This window comes from Polaromonas sp., assembly GCF_039932935.1.
Classification (GTDB): domain Bacteria; phylum Pseudomonadota; class Gammaproteobacteria; order Burkholderiales; family Burkholderiaceae_C; genus Polaromonas.
This window is the reverse complement of record NZ_JBDTPB010000105.1, coordinates 1-18,526: the sequence shown is the minus strand read 5'-3', so window position 1 is coordinate 18,526 and position 18,526 is coordinate 1. Positions and strand designations below refer to the sequence as shown.

Here is an 18,526-nt window from a genome sequence, read left to right as displayed (position 1 = left end):
ACGAACAGCAGGTCGCCGATGGTGCGCAGCACGAAAGCGCCGAGGATGGAGCCGACCATGCCGCCGGTGCCGCCATACAGGGAGGTGCCACCTATCACGACCGCCGCGATCGAGTTGAGGGTATACAGCCCAGCTTGCGGTCCGCTGGCCTCGCCAGACAGCGCGATCAGGGACAGCAGCAGTCCGGCGACACCCGACAGCAGCCCGGCGATGGTATAGGCCAGGAACTTGGCGCGCTCTAACGGAACACCGGAGAGGTAAGCGGCCTGCTCCGACGAGCCGACCGCATAGCATGCGCGCCCGATCACCATGCGCTTGAAAGGCATCCACCCCAGCACGACAAGCAGGGCCAGCAGGACCAGGGTGGTGGGGATCACCCCGAACAGCCGGCCGGTCAGGGCGTCCGACAGCCCTTCGCTGACCTCGCCGCCCGGCGCGGGGCGCAGCAGCAGGGCAAAGCCGAAGTACACCGCGCCGGTTGCGAGCGTGACGATGATGGGCTGCAGGCGCCCGAACACCACGATGGCGCCATTGAGGGCTCCCGCCGCCGCGCCACAGGCGAGCACCAGCACGATGCCCAGCGCAACCTGCCAGGGCGCCCCGTTCACCACGGTGGAGGCGAGGCAGCCGGTCATCACCATCACCATGCCGACGGAGAGATCGAGCCCCCGGGTGATGACGGGCAGGGTCTGCGCCATCGCGACGATGGCCAGCAGCACCGCTTTGTTGGATGCGGTGGTGACGATGGCGACCGAGATCGAGCGCGGGTGCTGCGCCAGGAACAGCCCGAACATCATCGCGAATACCGCCAGCGCGGCAAGCGGCCCGCCGTTGCGCCGCAGTCCCATGCCCCATTCGCCGTGCCGGGTCATGCGGTGACGGCCTCCCGGCCGCCGGGTGAGACGTTCAGCGAAACATTGAGCGAGGACGCCACGATCGCCTGCTCGCTGATGTCGTCGCCGGCCAGCGTTCGGGCGATCCGCCCTTCGTACATGATGAGCACGCGGTCGGCCAGGCCTATGAGTTCCTCGTAGTCGGTGGAATACAGGAGCACGGCCACGCCTTCGGCAGCAAGCTGGCGCAACAGCGCGTACAGCTCATGTTTGGTGGCCACGTCGATGCCGCGGGTCGGGTCGTTGAGCAGCAGCACGCGCGGGCGGGTCATGAGCCATTTGGCGATCACCACCTTCTGCTGGTTGCCGCCCGACAAGGTCTGCACCGGATCTTGCGCGGAGCCGATCTTGATGCGCAACTGCTCCACCATGCGCGCCACGGCGGAGCGCTCCGCCGACGCGCTGAGAATGCCCAAGCGCCCGAGTGCCGGCAGGTTGGCCAGGCTCATGTTCTCCTGGATGCTCATGGGCAGGATCAGCCCCTCGGTCTTGCGGTCCTCCGGAATCAGCGCGATGCCCAGCTCCGGCTCCTTGCACACGTGCGGCGCTAGGTCGCGGCGCGGCTGCCCGAACACCTGCACCTTGCCCTGGACACCCTTGAGCACGCCGAACAGGGCCAGCAGCAATTCCCGCTGGCCCTGCCCGTCCAGGCCGCCCAGCCCGACGATCTCACCCGCCTTGATTTCCAGCGAGATGTCGTGCAGTTCGGGGGGCCAGCTCAGGCCCTGCACGCTGATGGCGGACTGGGCCCAGGGCGCGGGGCCGGTTTTCGGCGGATAGGACTTGGCGACGTCACGGCCGATCATCAGCTGGACCACCTCCGCGTCGGAGCGGCTGCCGCTGGCGAAGGTGTCCACGCGCCGGCCGCTGCGAAACACCGAGCAGGTATCGGCGAGCGCCTTCACTTCATGCATGCGATGCGAGATAAACAGGCAGCCCACACCGCGGCCCCGCAACTCGAACAACAGCTTGTAGAGCCGCTCCACGTCCTCGCTGCTCAGGGCGGAAGTCGCCTCATCCAGAATCAGCAGGCGCGGCTGCAGGCTCAGCGCCTTGGCGATCTCGATGAGCTGGCGGCGCGAAAGGGGCAGGTCTCGCACGCGCTCCTTGGGATGGATGTCGCCGCACCCCAGCATGTCCAGCAGCGCGAGAGCCTGCTCGTGCTGCGCCTTCGCGTCGATCAGGCCGCGCCGGCGCGGCGGCCGCGACAAAAAGATGTTCTCGGCCACCGAGAGGTCCGGCACCAGGGACAACTCCTGGAACACGCAGGCGATCCCCTGGTCGCGGGCCGCGTTGGGCGAAGCCAGGCGCAGCTCGACCCCCCCCATGAGGATGCGCCCGGCATCGGGCTGCACCACCCCGGCGATGGTCTTGATGAGGGTGGACTTGCCCGCGCCGTTTTCTCCAAGCACGGCGTGGATTTCACCGGCATGGCAGGTGAGGTCCGCGCCGTCCAGCGCGCGCACGCCCGCGTAGCGCTTGGAGATTCCCTGAAGTTGCAGCAAAGCCTCGGGCACGGCGCGCCCCTTCAGGTGTTGCCTTCGCTCTGCTTCATGATGTCCGGTGCCGTGATGTTGATGTTGCACGGCGGGAACTCATTGGCCACATAGAAGGTGTCCGGCAGCTCGGGATAGAAGTTCTTCCCCGGCGCCATCTGCTGGAACTCCACGTAGGGGATGGGCACCGAGATGTACTGTGGCAGTTTCTGTCCCTGCAGGGCGGCAATGGCGGCCTTCAGCGCCACAGCCACCAGGCCGGGCGACTGCGCGGCCGAAGCACCCTTGAGCCCGTCCTTGTGGTGCGCATAGACCATCTTGCGGAAACCGTTCTCGCCCTCGGCGCCTATTGGCACAAAGGGATGCTTGGCCTCGATGAGCGCGCGGACCGTGCCGTTGGAGCCGGCCTGGGTGTAGATGCCATTGAACCGGCCGTGCACGGCGATGGCGTCCGCCGCCACCTTCTGGGAAGTGCCGTCGTCCCAGTTGCCGACCACCTCGACGATCTGCACGCCCTTGTGCTTTTCCATGATCTCGCGAAAACCGAGGTGCCGGTCACGGTCGACCGAGTTGCCCGGCAGCCCGCGGATTTCGAGCACCTTGCCGCTGGTGACCCCGTTCTTCTCCAGCCAGCGCCCCATGAGGCGGCCCATTTCGAACTGGTCTTCGTTGACCTGGATGACCTCGTCGGTGTCCAGCACGTTGTCGAACGGGATCAGGACCACGCCCGCGTCCTTGGCGCGCTTGATCACCGGCTTGAAGGACGTGGGTGACACTGCGATGGTGAGGATGGCGTCGAAGCCCGCGTTGATGAAGTTGTCGACGGCGCCCAGCTGAGCGGCGACGTCGGTGCCGGTGGAGACCACCTTCAACTCCTTGATGTGGGGTTGCATCTCGGGTGTCGCCGCGTAGGCCTTGAGCGATTTGATCATCTGGATGCGCCAGCTGTTTCCCGCGTAGCCGTTGGCCAGGGCGATGCGGTAAGGCCCTTTCTTCGCCGGGTACTGGATGGTCTTGGTGCTGGCGGAAAAAGGCTTGAAGCAGCCGGGCTCATAGGTCTGCGCCGCCGCAGGCCCCGCGATACCGGCCAGTGCTGCGCCCGCGCTGGCGGCAAGGATGTCTCGTCTTGTATGCATGGTTGTCTCCTGATCATTTATTGCCGGCCTGGCGGCTGGGGCGCGATCGCTAGACCGCGCGGATTGGTCGTAGTGAGCGGCGACTCCCAGGCCAATCGCTTTTGTCACCCTACGAACGGCAAAACCGTTTCGCTAATACTTGCCAGTACCTCTTAGTACTTGCCAATACTTGCCAATACTTGCTAATACTTGCGGTTGGGGAATTCTTTGGCCGCGACTTCCGCGGGGAACACACCCTCAATCGTCTTGACCCAGCGCGGCAGGGGCTGGCCGGCGGCAGCCTTCGCCGCAGCCTCCATCAGCTGCGGACCCAGAAGCGGGTTGCACTCCACGCTCACGTTCATCTTGCCGGCCATCATGGCCTCGAACGCACCCTTCACGGCGTCGACGCCGATGACAAGAATGTCCTTGCCGGGCTTGAGGCCCGCCTCCTCGATCGCCTGGATCGCGCCTATGGCCATATCGTCGTTGTGCGCGTACAGCACATTGATCTTCTTGCCTTCGGCCTTCAGGAAGGCCTCCATCACTTCCTTGCCCTTGGCGCGCGTGAAGTCGCCGGTCTGGGAACGGATGACCTTGTAACGCGCATTCCCCTTGAGGACGTCGTCGAACCCCTTTTTGCGGTCGATCGCGGGATCCGAGCCGACCGTTCCCTGAAGCTCGACGATGTTGACAGTCCCCGTGGTGTTCTTCGTGTTGTCGAGCAGCCATTGCGCCGCGCGACGACCTTCCTCGACGAAGTCGGAGCCGATGAAGGTGGTCCATGTGGAAGCATCCTTCACCACCACGTTGCGGCTTTCCAGGATCACGGGAATCTTCGCGGCCTTGGCCTCCTTGAGCACCGTGTCCCAGCCCGTCGTGACGAGCGGCGCGAGGATGATGACGTCCACCTTCTGCGTGATGAAGGAGCGGATCGCCTTGATCTGGTTCTCCTGTTTCTGCTGCGCGTCAGAGAACTTCAACTCGTGGCCGGCCGCCTTCGCCGCGGCTTTGACCGAGTCGGTATTGGCAGTCCGCCATTCGCTCTCGGCGCCTGTCTGGGCAAAGCCGATCACCAGTTTCTTGCCGGCGGATTGGGCATGGGCAAAAGGGCTCCATGCCAGCGCGAGGCCGGCGGCGGCCAGAGCTGCGGTGAATATGCGTCGCTGAAGAGGTCTCATGTCTTGTCTCCTGAAGTTGGTTTTGTCGAAGCGCCAGCACTCGATGCTTCTGCTTTCTCTGCTTCCTTCTGCTCCCCCGGTGCGGCGGCGGATGGAGCACCCTTCCTACCCGGGATACCAGACGACGCGCGGCTCATCGGCTGGGCGCAGGTAGGCCCACGCGGCCTCCACGAGCCGTGCCATGTCGTAGCGGGGACGCCAGCCCAAAAGAAATTTCGCCTTGCTGTTGTCCAGCCATGTCGAGTGATAGGGTGTGCGCAGGGGAACTAGCGGCACTCCGCGCGTGCGCGCCAGGTAGTCGCCCAGTTCACCGTAATCGATGGGCTCGTCCATGCAGACGTTCATTCGTTGATTCCTGGCCTGCGGGGCATCGAGCGCCAGCAGAAGCGCCTGCACCAGATCGTCCACGTGCACGAAGTTGCGTTTCACCGGCTTGTCTTGCGGGTCCAGCATGACCGGAACAGCCTCGCGGGCCATGTAGTCGCGCGCCCTGGCCACCCCTACCAGTTCATGCCAGCGGGGGCCGCCGAAGACGTCCTCGCCAAAGGAAAGGGCATAACGAAAGTCGTCTTTTTCCATGATCCAGGGCGCGCGCAGGCAACAGCCATTAAGGCCATACTGGATCTGGTACTGCTCCAGCATCACTTCCTCCAGCACCTTGGACAAGGCATAACACCCTGGGTAGGCACTGTGCGGCTGGCTCTCAACGACGGGCACGCCGTGCGGATAGAAAAAATGGCCCACGGAGGCATCTCCGCCCACCAGCAGGAACTGCCGGAAGGTCTTGCTTTCACGGCACTCCTCGAGCAGCCAGAACATCCCCTTGACCGCCACGTCCATGACGTCGTCCGGCGTCTCCTTGCTGGTCGCCAGGTGGAGAACATGCGTGACGCCTTCCAGCGCATGGTGGACATCCGCGCGATGCTGGATGGAGCCGTGCACCGATTCGATCCGCGGATGCGGGGGCAGGCTGCGGTTGTGGCACAGCGCGCGAATGCCGAACCTGTCGTAGCGCGCATCGCCCAGCAAGCGGTCGATGAACGACCGCCCGACTTTGCCGGTCGCGCCCGTCACCAGGATGAGATCGCGTGTGGCCGGAGCGCTCATGTCCACCCACCGTCGACAACCAGATCCTGCGCGGTCATCATGCTGCTGTCATCCGACGCGAGAAAAAGCACGGCACGCGCGAGGTCCCCGGGCGCCAGTTCGCCGGGCAGGCACTGCGCTTTCGCCAGTTCGATCTTCGCCTGCGGCGTCACCCACAGCCGGACCTGCTTTTCGGTCATGACCCATCCCGGGACAACCGTGTTGACGCGGATGCGATGCGGGCCGAAGTCGCGGGCCAGGCTTCTGGTGAGTCCCTGAACCGCGGACTTGCAGGTTGTATAGACGGGCATCCCGCCTGTCTTGACCATCCAGCTCACAGAGCCGAAATTGACGATGGAGCCTCCACCCAGGGTTTTCATGTCTTTGAAAACCTCCTGCGCGGCAAAAAAGTAATGCTTCAGATTGACGGCCACACCGGCGTCCCAGGACTCGGGCGTGGTCTCTTCAATCAGATGGCGCTGGTCATTCGCGGCGTTGTTCACCAGCACCTGGATCGGGCCGATGCGCTGGCGGATCGCGCCGATGGCGCTGCGCAGGCGGGGGATGTCCGTGACATCGCATTCCTCGAAATGGACGCTGCGCAGTCCCGCATGCTCGAGCTTGGCCTGCAACGCCAAAGCGCCTTCCGTGTCGATATCCAGAAATCCCACCTGGGCGCCTTGCGCGGCGAAATGCTCCACGAGGGCCGCGCCTATCCCCGTGGCGCCGCCGGAGACGAGTACGCTCCTGCCGTCAAGACTCGGGTAGCGGGTTTGCTCAGTCATCGAGTTCCTCGTTGGTTGCCCCGGAAGCCGTTTTTGTTTCGCGCAAATGGACAACGGCGCCGTCGTGCGCCGGCGTCCACATGTCCATTCAGCTGGCGATGCCATGCGATGAGCCCGAAAGCGTTCGCACCACAATCACCAGAGTGGCGATGCTAGCGGGTCCATCGCCGCAACAACTTACGAAATTGCCGAGCGCGGGTTACGAAATTGCTTTCTGCATCGCAGCAATCGGCGCGATGTGCCAAGATCGGCCCTCCATGAGCAAAAGCCCGACCACGTGCCGGCCCGACCGGACAAACGGCCCCGCAGTCCTGCGTGTGGCCCTGCTGTTCCACGCCAGCAAGGTCTATGACCGCGAGATCCTTATCGGCATCGGCGACTACGTGAAGCAGACGCGCGTGGCCTGGGACCTGTTCCTGGAGGAGGACTTCCGCTTCCGTCTTGACGGCATCCACGAGTGGGAGGGCGACGGCATCATCGCGGACTACGACGATCCCGCCGTCGCACGGGCGCTCACAGGCGCCCATGTGCCGGTTATCGCCATCGGCGGCTCGTACGAGGATCCCGCCTGCTACCCCGGCCAAGTCCCTTATGTGGCCACCGACAACCAACTGCTGATCGCACGCGCGCTCGAGCACCTGGTGGAAGCCGGCATGACGCGATTTGCGTGCTACAGCCTTCCGGAATCCCCACTCAACCGCTGGGCGCAGGAACGCGAGAGGGCTTTCTCGGCATGGCTGCTGCGCAACGGCGCTTCGGGCGAGATCCACCGCGGCCTGGCCACCAGCGCCCCTACCTGGGGAAGCGCCACCAAGAAACTGATCGCCTGGCTAAACAGCCTGCCCAAGCCCATCGGCGTCGTCGCCGTCACCGACGCGCGTGCACGCCAGCTGCTGCAGGCCTGCATCGTCGCCAACATCGCAGTGCCCGATGAGGTGGCGATCATCGGCATCGACAACGATACGCTCGGACAGCACCTCACCCGCATCGAACTCAGCTCAGTGGGACAAGGCACGGCCGAGATGGGCCGCCGGGCGGCGCAGTTATTGCACCAGGCGCTGAGCGGCTCGCCGGTGCGCGGGGCCCGCGTGGTGGTCCCGCCGGCCGACGTGCACAGCCGGGCGTCGACCGCTCGCGACGTCCAGCACAGCCCATCAGTGATGCGGGCGCTCTATTACATACGCCAGTACGCCTGCCAGGGCATCAAGACCGAGCAGGTGGCCGAGATGATGGGCATGTCACGTTCGTCACTGGAAATGTACTTCCGCCGCGATCTGAAGCGCTCCGTGCACGACCAGATTTTGCAGCACAAGCTGGAGCACTGCTTCGAGCTTTTGGCCCATACGGACACCGGCATCGCGGAGATTGCGCTGGCCTCGGGCTTCCGCTCAGTGCAGTACCTGAACGCCGTGTTCCGGCGCGAGGTGGGGTCGACACCGGCGGCGTGGCGAGAGGCCAAGCGGGTGGTTGACACATCGTTGATGTGTCCCGTGGCGCACTCAAAACAAGACCGAGGCTGAACAGCAGCCTCAATACCTGTTGCTTCGCGCAAGAATGGGACGCTTGGGATTCCACAAGGGTGATCGAGCCGTCTTTTCGGGCTAAGTCCTTGATTTTAAAGGACTCTGGGCCGACCTGGATTCGTCCGGGAAAAAGAGAGAGTGGCCGGGGCTCTATCGAATGATGAGCTGCAACCCGCATGAATACTGGAGGGGAATTAAAGCTCATGGGGTTTTACCCCCTCTTTTACCTCCACATACCTTCTTGATGCCCTAAGCGGACGCAAGTCGCGGGGCGGAACGAAACTCCAAAATCCTCCCCTTATCGTTGAGTCGATCTAAATAATTAGCCCGCTCCTGAAGCATTTGAGCCTTTGCTCCCGGAATTCGGTACGGTTGTAGGCCCGCCCTAAGCTGTCCTTCACTGCATGAGCCAATTGAGCCTCTATGTGTTGAATTCCGCTGAAGTCTGACCCGAGTTTGGAGTGAACCCCTCAGGCTGGACCACCGGCTACGCAGCGGCTACATGACACCCAAAAAGCAAAAAACCCCGCTATGTTTAAATAGCAGGGTTTCTATGCGCCGTCAGGCTTTTTAACTGGTGGCCTGGGGCGGAATCGAAAAACCCGCCCTGAGCCGCACCAATCCTTGCTCTCGCCGCCGTCCACCTTCGTGGGGTACGCGCTGGGGTACACCAAACTGACCATTGGCTGGGTGGCAAATGTGGCTTCGAACCACTAGCCACCCAACCAAGCTGCGTCATTATGGCAGCCGCTACGCTGCTTTGCGCAGCAGCCTGATCGGCCACTTTCCACCGCGCTCCGTCCGGCGTCCCAGACCGAGCGCGCGTGGGCTTAGTGAGTGGGACGGTCAACGGCGGCAGCGAAAGTCTTGATGCGGACTTCGTCAGGTGCCAACGGCACAAGCTCGATGCGCTCGGGGGTCAAGACTTCAGTCGGACCGTAGCGCCGCATTTGGATTGCTAGCGCGGATGAGGGAATTGGTGATCGCATCGGCGAAGCTTACGCGTTGTGGATACTCGCTGTCGAGAATTACCCCCGTCGGGGTCTTTCGCCCACATCACGCGGGCGTCCAATCCTCAACTAGGACGTTGAGAAGCCGTTCCACTCCCTCGACTTCGCAGAGCACCTCGTCTCCCGCCTGTACGTTGACGGATCCTTTTTTGGGCGTTCCTGTCAGGATCAATTATCTGTCGGACGCCGATTCGGATCGCTTAATTGACGCCAACACACGGTCAACCATCACGCCCGCCTGACCCAGGTTGTTCATCGGGTCGCAGAACGAGGCCAGCTGTTCGCGCGTGACGTGCTTGTTGATCTCCGGGTGCTCCGTCAGCAGCTCAATCAGCGGCCGCTGTTTCTTGAGTGCGTCGCGGCAGATATCGTAGACCAGGTCGTGCGCGTATTCACGCCCAATGTAGGGACCGAGGCCCATCATGACAGCCTCCGACATCACGAGGCCGTGGGTCATGTCGATGTTGCGGCGCATCTGCGCGGCGTCGACTTCGAGGCCCGCGAGGAGAAATTTCGTCTGCTTGAGCGCTCCTGAGATCAGGCAGAAGATTTCGGGCATCGCCACCCATTCGATTTCCCATGGCCCCGTGGAGCGCTCATGGTCAGCGACCATTGCGTCCATCAACGATGCGGCCAGCTGACGGACTACCGAGATGTTGGCGTGAATGTAGAGGCAGGAGATCGGGTTGCGCTTTTGCGGCATGGTCGACGAGGAGCCGCGACCGGGCGCAAAAGGCTCGAACACTTCTGCGACTTCAGTCTGCATCAGCAGTTTCACGTCCATCGCGATCTTGCCGAGTGAACCGCCGACGATACCCAGGAAGGCGCCAACTTCAGCAAAGTTGTCGCGCACGGTATGCCACGAAATCAGTGGCTGCCCCAACCCCAGCTCCTTCATGAGGCCGGCCTGCGTTTCCATCGCGCCTTTTTCAAGCGATGACAGCGTGCCCGACGCGCCGCCGAACTCGCCGACCAGCACCCGCGGCTTGAGTTGCGTGAGGCGCTCGCGATGCCGCTCGATGCCCGCCAGGATGCTGGCCATCTTGTAGCCGAAGGTGATGGGCGTCGCCTGCTGGAGGTTACTGCGGCCGATGATCGGCGTATCGCGGTGGGCTCGCGCCAGTTTGGCCAGCGAGGCCGAGATGTCCGCGAGGTCGGCCTCGACCAACGCGAGGCCTTCGCGGATCTGCAGCACGGCGGCAGTGTCCGTGATGTCCTGGGTGGTGGCACCCCAATGGCAATATTCACCCAGGCCATCCTTGCAATGCGCGTTGATCTGGTTGACCACAGCAATGATCGGATAACCGATCTGCTCGGTCTTGGCCTTGAGCTTGGCCCAGTCAATCTGGCTGGGCTCGCAGTTCTTCACGATTTCTTCGGCTGCCTCTTTGGGAATGATGCCGAGGGCCCCCTGAACCTTGGCAAGTGCACGCTCAATGTCCAGATATTTGGCGGTGCGATTCTCGTCCGACCAGACATGGCGCATGGCGGCATCGCTGAACATGTCGCCGAAAATTTTTGAGTCGATGATGGTTGCGGACATAGGTTCTCCGTTGGGTTATGTATCTTGTAAAAAATCTGGGGTGCGTGAGGCCAGGGCCACGATGCGCTCGGCTTTGAGGACAACCGGACGATCAACCATCTTCCCGTCGAACTGGATGGCGCCCCCGCCGGCTGCGCGCGAGGCGCTCAGGATGCGTTGTGCCCAGGCCTGCTCTTCGGCGTCAGGCCGCAGCGCGCGATGCACCGCGGCAACCTGCGCGGGATGGATGCACATCTTGGCGCCGAAGCCGACGCAGCGTGCCTGCGCCATGTCGGCGGCAACCCGGCCCGCATCGATGTCGGGCGTGACGCCAGCCACGGGCGAGGGCAGACCCCCGGCGCGTGAAGCAATTGCAAGCTGGATCGCGGCGTACTGCAGCGCCGGGCTGTCGGCGGGAATGTCAAGGTCGGCCATGTAGTCAAGCGAGCCGAAGGCCAGGCGCGCGATGCCAGGTGCGGTAGCAAGGTCGAAGGCGGCAAGCAGGCCACGCGCTGTTTCGACCAGCGGCAACACGGTGGTGCCCGCATCGAGCGGACCAAGAACGTCAGCCACCTGCCGTGTGCTTTCGCATTTCGGAAGCATGACGCAGACTGCCCGAACCTGCCGCAGGAGCTGCAAATCGTCCGCGTACCAGCCCGTGCTCGCGTCGTTGATGCGGATCAACAGCTTGCCGTGAATCTCCTCGTTGGCGGAGGGCATCCACGCTGCGATGGCTTCGCGCGCGGTCGCCTTGTCAGAGGGCGAGACCGCGTCTTCCAGGTCGATGATGACGCGGTCCGCACCCGAAGCCAGCGCCTTCGCGAATCGCTCGGGCCGGTGGCCCGGCACGAACAGGTAGCTCAGCGGCACGGCGGGCGGCATGCTCATACCGCACCTTCCGCACGCAACTGGGCAATCTGTTCAGCACCGTAGCCAAAGTGGCTCAGGATCGCGTCGGTGTGTTGGCCCAGCGCGGGCACGGCGTCCATGCGCGGAGCGCCATGTTGCCAGGAACCGGGCGGCAGCATGGCGGGCACGGTGCCGGCCGGTGTATCGATTTCACGCCAGCGTGCGCGGGCTTCGAGTTGCGGATGTTTCCACAGCTCGCTCATGGTGTTGACTTGCGCGTTCGCCACACCGGCGGTTTCCAGCCGCTCAACGACTTGCGCGGCGGTCAAGGTGCTGAAGGCTTCGACGATGAGTGATGAGAGTTCGCCTCGGGCGGCGCTGCGCTGTGCGTTGCCGGCGAAACGCGGGTCGCTGGCAAGCACGGGCTGCAGCAGCACTTTTTCGCAAAACACCTTCCACTCGCGTTCGTTCTGCAGGCCCATCATCACGGTCTTGCCGTCACCGGCCAGAAACGGGCCGTATGGGTAGATGGTCGCGTGGCTGGCCCCCGTGCGCTCGGGCGGCGCCGCGCCTTCGAAGGCGTAGTAGAGCGGGTAGCTCATCCACTCCGACAGCGACTCGAGCATCGAGATGTCGATGCGCTGGCCTTCGCCGGTCTGCTGGCGGTGCATGAGGGCACCCAGAATGTTGGTGTATGCATACATGCCGGCGGCGATGTCGGCGATGGATGGACCGGCCTTGGACGGTGTATCGGGCGTACCGGTTACCGAGACGAAGCCGGCCTCGCTCTGGATCAGCAGGTCATAGGCCTTTTTGTCGCGGTAAGGCCCGTCGTCGCCATACCCCGAGATGTCGCACACGATGATGCCGGGCTTGCGCTTGGCCAACGCTTCGTACGACAGGCCGAGCCGTGCGGCAGCGCCCGGCGCGAGGTTTTGCACCACGACGTCGGCCTCTTCAATGATCAGGCGCATGAGGATCTTCTGCGCCTCCTCATGCTTGACGTCCAGTGTCAAGCTCTCCTTGGAGCGGTTGGTCCAGACGAAGTGCGACGCCAGGCCCCGCACGCGGCTGTCGTAGGCCCGCGCGAAATCGCCCACTCCTGGGCGCTCGACCTTGATGACACGCGCCCCCATGTCGGCGAGCTGCCGTGTGGCGAACGGCGCCGCGATGGCGTGTTCGAGCGTGACGACGGTGATTCCCTTGAGTGGTTGCATGGCGTCTCCTCAGCCCAGCGTGGCGGTGGCATCCATGGTGAGCCAGCCTTCGTGGTCACGTCCCCACAGGCGCACGCTCTTGCCGTCGGCTGAAGGCTGCCCGTGGATCGAGAACGGGTTGACGTCGAACGTGGGCCGGACCGCCTTGAACTCAAATTTGCGTACCGTGGCGTCGGGCACGTGCCGGCGCAACAAGTCCATGAGCAGCGTGGCGATCAAGGGGCCGTGCACGATGAGGCCCGGGTAGCCCTCGACCTCGGTGACGTACTTACGGTCGTAGTGAATGCGGTGCCCGTTGAACGTGAGGGCCGAATAGCGGAATAGCAGCACGTCGTCGGCGATGATGCGGCGCATCCACGCGAATTCTGCGGGCGCAGCCAGCGGCGGCGGGGCCACGTCGCCGGGCGTCGGCGCCGCACGGTAGACGATGTTGTGGTGCTCGGTCAACGCCACGCCTGCAGAACCGTTGCGGCGAAGTTCATGGCGTACCTTCACGAAAACCAGGCTGCCGGTACGACCGCTCTTTTCCGTCACATCAACGATGGTTGAGGTACGCATAAGCGCGTCACCGACACACAGCGGCTCGTGGAACTCGAAATCGCTGCCGGCCCACATGCGGCGTGGCAGCGGAACGGGGGGCAGGAAGCCGCCTCGCCGCGCATGGCCGTCCGGGCCGATCTCCGATTGCGCGTGGATCGGCAGGAAATACAGCCAGTGCCAGAGGTAAGGCAGCGACGTGCCGGGTGCGGGTCGCGTGGTGTCCCGGCGATCAAGCGTGGCCGCCAGCGCTGCGTACGGCGTGGCGGTCGCGGTGTCTTCCACTGTTTCGCTGCGGCCTGTCCAGTCTTGCAAGTTCATGCGCATACCCTTCTTTCAGCAAATCCTGCGCGACTCAATCGAGTTTGATTTTTGCAGCCGCCACAACGCCCTTCCAGCGCGTGACTTCCTTTTGCACCAGGGTTTTGAGCTGCGCGGGCGTGCTCGTTTCAACTTCGGCCCCCTGGTCTTCAATGAATTTCTGTACGGATTTTTCGGCGAGCACGCGGTTGATCTCCTGGTTCAGCCGGTCAACCACCGCCTTGGGGGTTTTGGCGGGGGCGAACATGGCGTACCACTGCGACATGCTGACATTGGGAATGCCCTGTTCGGCCAGGGTCGGAACGTCGGGCAAGACGGGAGATCGCTTGTCGCCAGCGATGCCCAGCGCCTTGAGCTTGCCGCCCTTGATTTGCGGGTACGCGGTGAACAAGCTGGGAAACATGTACTGCGTGATGCCGGAGATGGTGCTCATCACGGCGGGCGCTGAGCCTTTGTGGGGAATTCCGATCACGTCCACCCCTGCGGACAGCTTGAACAGCTCGCCCGCGATATGCGGCGCGGTGCCGTTCCCCGCCGTCGCGAAACTGAAGCTGTCGGGCTTGGCCTTGATGAGCTGCACCAGTTCCCTGGCGGTCCTGGCCGGCACTTCCGAGTTGACGACCAGCACCGTCGGGGACGCCGCCACCATGCCGATGGGCTCGAAATCGGTGACAGGGTTATAGCGCAGTTTCTGCAGGGCCGGGTTGATGCCGTGGGTGGCGATATAGCCGAACATCAAGGTGTAGCCGTCCGGCGCGGCGCGGGCCACGAACTCGCTGGCAATCGCGCCGTTCGCGCCGGCCCGGTTGTCCACGATGACCGGTTTGCCGAGCCGGCTGCTGAGGCCCTGGGCCAGGACCCGGGCCATCGCGTCGTTGGCGCCGCCGGCAGAGGTCGGCACCACGATGGTGATCGCTTTTTCGGGCCAGTTCTGGAACGTCGCCGGAGTGGTCGCCGCCATGGGGGCAGTGGCCGCCAGCGGCAGCAAGCTCAGCATCAGCAAAGTCCGGACGGGGTGTTTGGGCAGCATGAATGTCTCCTGTGGATGTTCTGGTTACCGGATCATCGGCGCGTGCTGGGAGTCCGTAAAGTGCAATTTTTGCTAGTATTGGTGCATGGCACGCATCAATTTCGATTTACAGCAACTCGAAGCCTTCGTGGCGGTGGCCGAGCGCGGGAGCTTTCGCGCAGCAGCCGACCACATCCACCTTTCGCCACCCGCTTTAAGCCGGCGCATCGACAAGCTCGAGACCATCCTGGGGGCACGGCTTTTCAAGCGCACCACGCGAGAGGTCGAACTGACGGCCCTCGGGCATGTTTTTCTTGATCGCGCACGCGCCGCGCTGGACGACCTTGAGTCCGCCATGCTCGGCATCACCGACATAGCCGGCAGCCGCACCGGCCGGGTCACGGTGGCCTGTGTGCCCTCCGCGGCAATTTATTTTCTGCCCCTGGTCGTGAGTTCGTTCTCGGAGCGCTATCCGCTGATTCGCGTCCGTGTGGTCGACGAAGCCGCCGGCGCCGTGATGGCCAGCGTAGTGTCGGGCGAATCGGACTTCGGCATCAGCTTCCTGGGCAACCAGGTACCCGGCGTGGATTTCGAACCGATCCACACCGACCCATTCGTGGTGGCGATGCCGCGTCACCATGCACTCGCCGGACGCAAGACGCTGTCGTGGAAAAACCTGGAAACCGAGCGCCTGATCGCGGTCGCGCGCACCAGCGGGAATCGCCAGTTGCTGGACGACGCGCTCGCCAAGGCGGGCGTCAACCCGTCGTACCGCCTCGAGGTGAGCCACATTGCAACGCTGCTCGGCATGGTCGAGGCCGGGCTCGGTCTTGCCGCGGTGCCACGTCTGGCCCTGCCCAAACGCCATCCGTCGATGGTCGGCGTCACGCTGGTCGGACCGGCGGTGTCGCGTGTGCTGGGGTTGACCACCTTGCGGGGCACGACCCTGCGCGCGCCAGCCAAGATGTTTTATGACTACCTGCATACGGCGCTGAAAGAGCGTCGCTAAGGACGAGCGACAAAAGCGTGCGACTGGTACAAGCCAAGCGCCAATGACGGCTAAATTTGCACTTCTCCGCCACCTTGCTTATTCCCCGATCACGCGCGATGAATGCCTCAAGCATGTGGGGGGTCAGCGCTGCAGTATCGACATGCTCGCCGTGCACTTGGCTATGCACGACTGCATAGCGATCGAGCGCTTCCCTCAAGTCCGCGGGTAGCACAATCGTGATCTTCACGTTTTCACTGCCCCGCAGTGGTCCCAGTCTTAGCCTTCTGGTCGCGCTGTTCATTGTGACGACCCCCCTCTGAAAGAACAACGGCTGATACGGCCGCAGCACCAGGTCCGCGCAACTACCACCACACCGTGGTCTTTGATGCCCAGCGGCCGTGGCCGGCTGACAACCGTGCGTCCATCGACGTGGCGATTCGCTCCAATGAGCTGTACCCCCACGCGGCCGAGCGGCGTCGGCACCGGGCCGCGCGATTCGATACGCCTGAAGAGCTGCGCTACCTGATGGGCATCGCCCCACGGCCCTGGCTGGCTGACGAGGACATGACCGAGGGCCGAAACGAAGTGAACACCACGTTGGCCCTCTTGCCGCCCAGTGACGCGTTCTATAGCTTCCAGGGCTTTCTCGATGCGCGTCGCCGCTTGCCTGGGCGCGATGGCCCTCCCGACGCAGACTTCAACCCCTGGCCTGTGCTGAAGCCTTGGGTGTCGCGCATGCTGATGGGTTTCTGGCGCGTAGGAGATGAGGGCGACAGGGGCCGGCTCGACACGGGGTATGGCCGCACGGGGCGGCCGCAGGACTTTGCCGCGGCACAGGCGTTGCCGTTTTTGCAGGCCGCGGGGCTGCGCCGCTGACGCGTGCAGCAAGAGCCCATTCAGCATCATCCCTTAGCACTGCGACGCGGTTTGCGCTGCCCTCTTGGTGCCTCGGGCGCTTGGTCCCAAGGCGCGATGTCACCCGCGTATCTGTCGACCAGGAACTCGATCAGCAACCGCACCGGCTGCGGCAGGTGCTGGCGCGACAGGTACACGGCATGGATGCCCAGCGGCTCGGGTTCGTGGTCGGGCAACAAGCGCTCCAGAAGACCGCTGCGCAGTTCAGCGCCAACGAAGTAGGTCGGCAGCATGGCGATGCCCGCACCGGCGAGCGCGGCTTCGCGCAGCACCGCCGTCTCGTTGCTCGACAACGGGCCCTTCACGTCGACGCTGGCCATCCGACCATCGCGCCCGAGGCGGTAGTTCGCTCGAGTGCCGAAGGCGTGGGTGATGCAGTGGTGCGCCTTGAGATCTTGCGGGCTCTGCGGCCGGCCCTGCCGCTGCAGATAGGCCGGCGATGCACACAGCACCGAACGGCAGCTGGCGAGCCGGCGCGCGACAGCGCCATCGTCCAGCCGGTTGGTGATGCGGATGGCCAGATCGATGCGCTCGGCGACCAGGTCCACGGCCCGGTCCACGGTCAACAGCTCGACCTCGATGCGTGGGTGCTGCTGCACAAACTCCACCACGGCCTGGGTCAGGCACGAGACGGCAAACGACAGGCTGGTGGCAACGCGCAACTTGCCCGCGGGCTCCGCGCCACGCGCGCCGGCTGCATGCTGCAATTCGGCCGCCAAGTCCAGCATCTGGCGCAGGCGCGGCAACGCATCCTGCCCCGCATCGCTCAGGCTCACCCGCCGTGTCGTGCGGTGCAGCAAGCGCACACCCAGCCAGCGCTCCAGCGCTTCGAGGTGGCGGCTGATCATCGCGCGCGACAGGTCCAGTGTGTCGGCAGCACGGGTCAGGCTGCCCTGGTCGGCGATCTCGACGAAGGAGCGGATGGCACTGAGATGATCCATGGCATTGCACGATTTAGTTGACAATCATTTTAACGAAATGGAGTTTATCGTCACTATCCGAATCAATACAGTCGTGCCATCAACTCACCCAACCCCCGATGGAGCACACGATGAACACCTTCAAAAACCTGCCTCTGGCCCTGCTGTCCGCCGCGATAGCGCTCGGCGTCGTCGCCCCCACAGCCGCGGCACAGCCAGCCCCGCTGACCGTGCAGGTCTACAACGCCGACGCCGGCAGCTTCCACGCCAACGCCGTGCTGGTGGCCGGCAAGACTGACGCCGTGTTGCTGGACACCGGCTTCACGCGTGCCGACGCGCTGCGCATCGCCGCCATGGTGCTGGACAGCAAGAAGACGCTGAAGACCATCTACATCAGCCAGGCCGACCCCGACTACTACTTCGGCATCGAGGTGCTCAAGCAGTTCTTCCCGCAGGCCCAGGTGCTGACCACGGCGCCGACGCTGAAGAAGATCGAGGCCACGCTGGCCACCAAGCTGCAGGTGTGGAGCCCGCGCATGGGCGCCAACGCGCCCAAGGGCGTGCCGCTGCCTGAAGTGATGACCGGCAACACCATGACGCTGGAAGGCCAGACGCTGGAAGTGCGCGGCCTGGACGACAGCCTGCCGCACCGCAGCTACGTGTGGATTCCGTCGATCAAGACCATCGCCGGTGGCGTGAACGTGTATGCCGGGCTGCACCTGTGGACTGCCGATGCGCAAAGCCCGCAGGAGCGCGCCGACTGGGCCAAGAAGCTGGGCACCATGGCCGCACTGCAACCCAGCGCCGTGATCCCCGGGCACAGCCTGCCGGGCCAGAAGCACGATGCCTCGCAACTGGCCTGGAGCCAGGCCTATCTGGCGCGCTTCGAACAAGAGCTGCCGAAGGCGGCCAACAGTGGCGCACTGATCGACGCGATGAAGCGGGCCTACCCTGAGGCAGGCCTGGGTATCGCGCTGGAGATCGGCGCCAAGGTCAACAAGGGCGAGATGAAGTGGTAGCTGGGTGCGGGGCCTTCGGCCCTGCTTGTGCTTCCACTTCCACTTCCACTTCTGCTTCTGCTTCAGCAACGAAAAAGGAACATTCCATGATCCCTCGCATCGCCTTCACCGCTGCCGTCCTGAGTCTGATGGCCGCC

Annotated in this window: 16 protein-coding genes and 2 pseudogenes; 4 read left to right on the top strand and 14 right to left on the bottom strand. The window is 64.0% G+C overall.

Features of this window, described 5'->3' with window-relative positions:
* The 6 genes from ABI546_RS17400 to ABI546_RS17375 all read right to left on the bottom strand — a co-directional run.
* Positions 1-872: ABC transporter permease (locus tag ABI546_RS17400; RefSeq protein WP_348048528.1), on the bottom strand; the 872-nt coding region annotated here is incomplete at its 3' end.
* Complete coding sequence (locus ABI546_RS17395) at positions 869-2,479, bottom strand: sugar ABC transporter ATP-binding protein (RefSeq protein ID WP_348048526.1); 1,611 nt, start codon at positions 2,477-2,479, stop codon at positions 869-871. The genes ABI546_RS17395 and ABI546_RS17400, both read right to left, overlap by 4 nt.
* Positions 2,422-3,525, bottom strand: a complete 1,104-nt coding sequence (locus ABI546_RS17390; RefSeq protein WP_348048524.1) for a sugar ABC transporter substrate-binding protein — start codon at positions 3,523-3,525, stop codon at positions 2,422-2,424. The genes ABI546_RS17395 and ABI546_RS17390 overlap by 58 nt, the downstream gene beginning before the upstream one ends.
* A 182-nt stretch (positions 3,526-3,707) precedes the next feature.
* A complete protein-coding gene (locus ABI546_RS17385; protein ID WP_348048522.1) occupies positions 3,708-4,685 on the bottom strand; it encodes an ABC transporter substrate-binding protein in 978 nt (325 codons plus the stop codon).
* Positions 4,686-4,790: 105 nt separating this feature from the next.
* A complete protein-coding gene (locus ABI546_RS17380) occupies positions 4,791-5,792 on the bottom strand; it encodes an NAD(P)-dependent oxidoreductase (protein ID WP_348048521.1) in 1,002 nt (333 codons plus the stop codon).
* Positions 5,789-6,556, bottom strand: coding sequence for an SDR family oxidoreductase (locus tag ABI546_RS17375; RefSeq protein WP_348048519.1), 768 nt, complete (start codon positions 6,554-6,556; stop codon positions 5,789-5,791). The genes ABI546_RS17380 and ABI546_RS17375 overlap by 4 nt, the downstream gene beginning before the upstream one ends.
* Positions 6,557-6,813: 257 nt before the next feature.
* Between ABI546_RS17375 and ABI546_RS17370 the strand changes: the two genes are divergently transcribed.
* Positions 6,814-8,076, top strand: coding sequence for a DNA-binding transcriptional regulator (locus tag ABI546_RS17370; protein ID WP_348048530.1), 1,263 nt, complete (start codon positions 6,814-6,816; stop codon positions 8,074-8,076).
* A 1,059-nt stretch (positions 8,077-9,135) separates the two neighbouring features.
* On the opposite strand, the pseudogene ABI546_RS17365 reads toward ABI546_RS17370, so the two are convergent.
* The 6 genes and pseudogenes from ABI546_RS17365 to ABI546_RS17340 form a co-directional block, all read right to left on the bottom strand.
* A pseudogene (locus ABI546_RS17365) lies at positions 9,136-9,261 on the bottom strand (2-hydroxyhepta-2,4-diene-1,7-dioate isomerase); the annotation flags it as partial.
* On the bottom strand, positions 9,262-10,632 hold the full coding sequence (locus ABI546_RS17360; RefSeq protein ID WP_348048517.1) for an adenylosuccinate lyase family protein: 1,371 nt from the start codon (positions 10,630-10,632) through the stop codon (positions 9,262-9,264).
* 15 nt (positions 10,633-10,647) lie between these two features.
* Complete coding sequence (locus ABI546_RS17355) at positions 10,648-11,499, bottom strand: CoA ester lyase (protein WP_348048515.1); 852 nt, start codon at positions 11,497-11,499, stop codon at positions 10,648-10,650.
* Positions 11,496-12,677: a CaiB/BaiF CoA-transferase family protein gene (locus ABI546_RS17350; protein ID WP_348048513.1), complete on the bottom strand. Its 1,182-nt coding sequence runs from the start codon at positions 12,675-12,677 to the stop codon at positions 11,496-11,498. The genes ABI546_RS17355 and ABI546_RS17350 overlap by 4 nt, the downstream gene beginning before the upstream one ends.
* Positions 12,678-12,686: 9 nt before the next feature.
* Positions 12,687-13,535, bottom strand: coding sequence for a MaoC family dehydratase N-terminal domain-containing protein (locus tag ABI546_RS17345; protein ID WP_348048511.1), 849 nt, complete (start codon positions 13,533-13,535; stop codon positions 12,687-12,689).
* Between the two features lie 34 nt (positions 13,536-13,569).
* Positions 13,570-14,565 (bottom strand): tripartite tricarboxylate transporter substrate binding protein, encoded by a 996-nt coding sequence (locus ABI546_RS17340; RefSeq protein ID WP_348048509.1) that lies wholly within the window; start codon positions 14,563-14,565, stop codon positions 13,570-13,572.
* An 85-nt stretch (positions 14,566-14,650) separates the two neighbouring features.
* Between ABI546_RS17340 and ABI546_RS17335 the strand changes: the two genes are divergently transcribed.
* Positions 14,651-15,553, top strand: a complete 903-nt coding sequence (locus tag ABI546_RS17335) for a LysR substrate-binding domain-containing protein (protein WP_348048507.1) — start codon at positions 14,651-14,653, stop codon at positions 15,551-15,553.
* A gap of 82 nt (positions 15,554-15,635) precedes the next feature.
* Here ABI546_RS17335 and ABI546_RS17330 read toward each other — a convergent pair.
* Positions 15,636-15,836: pseudogene (locus ABI546_RS17330) on the bottom strand (DUF2274 domain-containing protein); the annotation flags it as partial.
* Positions 15,837-15,910: 74 nt separating this feature from the next.
* Here ABI546_RS17330 and ABI546_RS17325 point away from each other — a divergent pair.
* Positions 15,911-16,411, top strand: coding sequence for a hypothetical protein (locus tag ABI546_RS17325; RefSeq protein WP_348048506.1), 501 nt, complete (start codon positions 15,911-15,913; stop codon positions 16,409-16,411).
* A gap of 26 nt (positions 16,412-16,437) precedes the next feature.
* On the opposite strand, the gene ABI546_RS17320 is transcribed toward ABI546_RS17325, so the two are convergent.
* Positions 16,438-17,391: a LysR family transcriptional regulator gene (locus tag ABI546_RS17320; protein ID WP_348048505.1), complete on the bottom strand. Its 954-nt coding sequence runs from the start codon at positions 17,389-17,391 to the stop codon at positions 16,438-16,440.
* A 110-nt stretch (positions 17,392-17,501) separates the two neighbouring features.
* Here ABI546_RS17320 and ABI546_RS17315 point away from each other — a divergent pair, with 110 nt between their 5' ends.
* Complete coding sequence (locus ABI546_RS17315; RefSeq protein WP_348048503.1) at positions 17,502-18,389, top strand: MBL fold metallo-hydrolase; 888 nt, start codon at positions 17,502-17,504, stop codon at positions 18,387-18,389.
* Positions 18,390-18,526 lie beyond the last annotated feature (137 nt).

Excerpts from the sequence above, each read along its gene's own strand:
- ABI546_RS17390 (WP_348048524.1), bottom strand. The coding sequence starts at position 3,525 with ATGCATACAAGACGAGACATCCTTGCCGCCAGCGCGGGCGCAGCACTG.
- ABI546_RS17385 (WP_348048522.1), bottom strand. The coding sequence starts at position 4,685 with ATGAGACCTCTTCAGCGACGCATATTCACCGCAGCTCTGGCCGCCGCC.
- ABI546_RS17380 (WP_348048521.1), bottom strand. The coding sequence starts at position 5,792 with ATGAGCGCTCCGGCCACACGCGATCTCATCCTGGTGACGGGCGCGACC.
- ABI546_RS17375 (WP_348048519.1), bottom strand. The coding sequence starts at position 6,556 with ATGACTGAGCAAACCCGCTACCCGAGTCTTGACGGCAGGAGCGTACTC.
- ABI546_RS17370 (WP_348048530.1), top strand. The coding sequence starts at position 6,814 with ATGAGCAAAAGCCCGACCACGTGCCGGCCCGACCGGACAAACGGCCCC.
- ABI546_RS17360 (WP_348048517.1), bottom strand. The coding sequence starts at position 10,632 with ATGTCCGCAACCATCATCGACTCAAAAATTTTCGGCGACATGTTCAGC.
- ABI546_RS17355 (WP_348048515.1), bottom strand. The coding sequence starts at position 11,499 with ATGAGCATGCCGCCCGCCGTGCCGCTGAGCTACCTGTTCGTGCCGGGC.
- ABI546_RS17350 (WP_348048513.1), bottom strand. The coding sequence starts at position 12,677 with ATGCAACCACTCAAGGGAATCACCGTCGTCACGCTCGAACACGCCATC.
- ABI546_RS17345 (WP_348048511.1), bottom strand. The coding sequence starts at position 13,535 with ATGAACTTGCAAGACTGGACAGGCCGCAGCGAAACAGTGGAAGACACC.
- ABI546_RS17340 (WP_348048509.1), bottom strand. The coding sequence starts at position 14,565 with ATGCTGCCCAAACACCCCGTCCGGACTTTGCTGATGCTGAGCTTGCTG.
- ABI546_RS17335 (WP_348048507.1), top strand. The coding sequence starts at position 14,651 with ATGGCACGCATCAATTTCGATTTACAGCAACTCGAAGCCTTCGTGGCG.
- ABI546_RS17320 (WP_348048505.1), bottom strand. The coding sequence starts at position 17,391 with ATGGATCATCTCAGTGCCATCCGCTCCTTCGTCGAGATCGCCGACCAG.
- ABI546_RS17315 (WP_348048503.1), top strand. The coding sequence starts at position 17,502 with ATGAACACCTTCAAAAACCTGCCTCTGGCCCTGCTGTCCGCCGCGATA.